General features: G+C 32.2%; 2 protein-coding genes. One reads left to right on the top strand and one right to left on the bottom strand.

What is annotated here, in order from left to right:
- Positions 1-126 precede the first annotated feature (126 nt).
- Positions 127-249 (bottom strand): hypothetical protein, encoded by a 123-nt coding sequence (locus tag U9R42_10980; GenBank protein MEA3496549.1) that lies wholly within the window; start codon positions 247-249, stop codon positions 127-129.
- A gap of 82 nt (positions 250-331) precedes the next feature.
- Here U9R42_10980 and dnaK point away from each other — a divergent pair, with 82 nt between their 5' ends.
- Complete coding sequence (dnaK, locus tag U9R42_10985; protein MEA3496550.1) at positions 332-2,284, top strand: molecular chaperone DnaK; 1,953 nt, start codon at positions 332-334, stop codon at positions 2,282-2,284.
- Positions 2,285-2,484: the final 200 nt, after the last annotated feature.

Here is a 2,484-nt window from a genome sequence, read left to right on the forward strand (position 1 = left end):
AGTATCATAAATAAAATATTCATACTTTGCTTTCTTATTCTCTATTTCAACGGTTTTTTTCATAAGATGCAAAATTACAATTTTGAATTCAATTTAGTAACTTCTTTTTATATACAATATCCCAAGTTACAAAGTCATTCTTCCATTCTTCCATTCTTCCATTCTTCCATTCTTCTCATTTGAAAAACAAAGAAGCAAACTATGACTATTTGTCATTTTATTTAGCATATCATTAATATTTATTGACAAAATATACTAATTTTTGCTTTGGCATTTCTCTTGTAAAACCTATTAGCGAAAATAAATTTAGAAATTAAAAAATATTAAAAATATGGGAAAAATAATAGGAATTGACTTAGGAACAACAAACTCTTGCATTTCAGTAATGGAAGGTAATCAGCCTGTAGTAATTCAAAATAGCGAAGGAAAAAGAACTACACCATCGGTTGTTGCTTTTTTGGAAAACGGAGAAATAAAAATTGGTGATCCTGCTAAAAGACAAGCTATAATTAATCCTCAACACACTATATCTTCTATCAAAAGATTTATGGGAAATAAATTTAATGATGTAGAAAATGAACGTGAAAGAGTTAGCTTTGAATTTATAAAAGGTCAAAATAATACAACACGAATAAAAATTAATGAAAAGAATTATACTCCTCAGGAACTATCAGCAATGGTACTTCAAAAAATGAAAAAAACTGCGGAAGAATACCTTGGAACAGACGTAACCGAAGCTATAGTAACTGTTCCTGCGTATTTCAATGATTCCCAAAGACAAGCAACAAAAGAAGCAGGAGAAATTGCCGGATTAAAAGTAAGAAGAATAATCAATGAGCCAACAGCAGCAGCATTAGCTTATGGTTTGGATAAAAAAGCTTCTGATCAAAAAATAGCAGTGTATGACCTTGGTGGTGGTACTTTTGATATTTCAATTCTCGAATTAGGTGACGGAGTTTTTGAAGTTAAATCAACAAGTGGAAACACACATCTTGGTGGTGATGATTTTGACCAAATAATTATCGACTATCTTGCTGAAATGTTTAAAAAGTCAGACGGTGTTGATATAAAAAAAGACCCAATGGCACTTCAAAGATTGAAAGAAGCTGCTGAAAAAGCAAAAATTGAATTGTCAAGTTCACAGGAAACTGAAATAAATTTACCATATATTGTTGCAGTTGACAACATCCCAAAACATTTTGTTACAAAACTTACAAGGTCAAAATTTGAACAATTGGTTGACCCACTTGTACAATCTACAATAAAACCTTGTAAAACAACACTTAAAGAATCAGGTTATTCAGCAAGTGAAATTGATGCAGTTATTTTAGTTGGTGGTTCAACACGTATTCCTGCAATTATTAATGTTGTAAAAGATTTCTTTGGAAAAGAACCAAGCAAAGGAGTAAATCCTGATGAAGTAGTTGCAGTTGGTGCTGCTATTCAAGGTGGAGTTCTTACAGGTGAAGTAAAAGATGTATTATTATTAGATGTTACACCTCTATCACTTGGTATTGAAACACTTGGTGGAGTTACAACAACTTTAATTAAAGCAAACACAACCATTCCTTCAAAAAAGAATGAAACATTTTCAACTGCTGCCGACAATCAACCTTCAGTAGAAATTAATGTTCTTCAAGGAGAGCGTTCAATGGCTAAAGATAACAAATCAATAGGACGATTTATTCTTGATGGCATCCCTCCTTCACCAAGAGGAGTTCCTCAAGTAGAAGTTACTTTCGACATTGATGCAAACGGAATACTAAACGTAAGTGCAAAAGATAAAGGAACAGGTAAAGAACAGAATATCAGGATTGAAGCATCATCAGGTTTATCAGAAGAAGAAATTGAAAAAATGAAAGCCGAAGCCGAACAAAATGCTGAAAATGATAAGAAAGTTAAAGAAAAAATTGAAAAAATAAATCAAGCTGATTCTTTAATATTCTCTACAGAAAAGCAAATGAAAGAATTTGGCGATAAAATACCTGCCGACAAAAAAGAAGCTATTGAAACAGCAAAAGAAAAGCTTAAAGAAGCTCACAAAAGTGAAGACCTTGAAGCTATTGATGTAGCAACAAAAGAGTTGAATGACAAATGGCAAGCAGCTTCTCAAGATATTTACAAAGCACAACAGGAAGCACAACAAGGCGGTGATCCTTCAGCTGATGCAAATGGACAACAACAAGGTCCACAAGAGCAAGCAGAAAATGAAACAAAAACTAAAGAAGAAGAAGTAACAGACGTTGACTATGAAGAAGTTGACGAAAATGAAAAAGATAAATAAACTCAGTTTTTTTGATTAGTTAAAAAAAGCCTTGTATTTTTTGCAGGGCTTTTTTTTTATTCCTTTTTGTATTGTCATGGAGTAGCATCACACCCCACTATCAGTGGAATGAAGCGTTGGCTTTGTGTGAAGTTCTACGGTTTAGTATCAGTTATTATCCAATATTTTCCTAAAAAAAAAGTTTTGTAATTTTTTAGCAC

Source organism: Bacteroidota bacterium (assembly GCA_034723125.1).
Lineage (GTDB): Bacteria > Bacteroidota > Bacteroidia > CAILMK01 > JAAYUY01 > JAYEOP01.